Origin of the sequence: Caulobacter sp. CCH9-E1, assembly GCF_001556515.1 — a bacterium.
Classification (GTDB): domain Bacteria; phylum Pseudomonadota; class Alphaproteobacteria; order Caulobacterales; family Caulobacteraceae; genus Caulobacter.
Genome location: NZ_LSJA01000168.1, coordinates 1 through 294 on the forward strand (window position 1 = coordinate 1; position 294 = coordinate 294).

Annotated in this window: 1 protein-coding gene; it reads left to right on the forward strand. The window is 63.6% G+C overall.

The genetic code is table 11. From position 1 onward, the window contains the following. Positions 1–294, forward strand: a 294-nt coding sequence (locus AX690_RS10530; protein ID WP_156449628.1) for an efflux RND transporter permease subunit, incomplete at both ends; no start/stop codon positions are given.

Consider the following 294-nt stretch of genomic DNA (forward strand, 5'->3'; position numbering starts at 1 on the left):
TGGAAGGCAAGACCTTCTCGCCGATGGCCATCACCATCATGCTGGCCCTGGGCGCGGCCTTCATCCTGTCGCTGACCTTCGTTCCGGCTCTCGTCGCCATCCTGATGCGCGGCAAGATCTCGGAGAAGGAAGTCAAGGTGATCGCCGTCTCCAGGCAGCGTTATGAGCCTGTCCTGAAGCGCGTGGTCGATCGTCCCTGGCCGTTCATCGGCGGCGCGGTGGCGCTCTTCCTGGTCGCCGGCGTGGTCTACACGACGCTGGGCCAGGAGTTCATCCCGCAGCTCGACGAAAAGA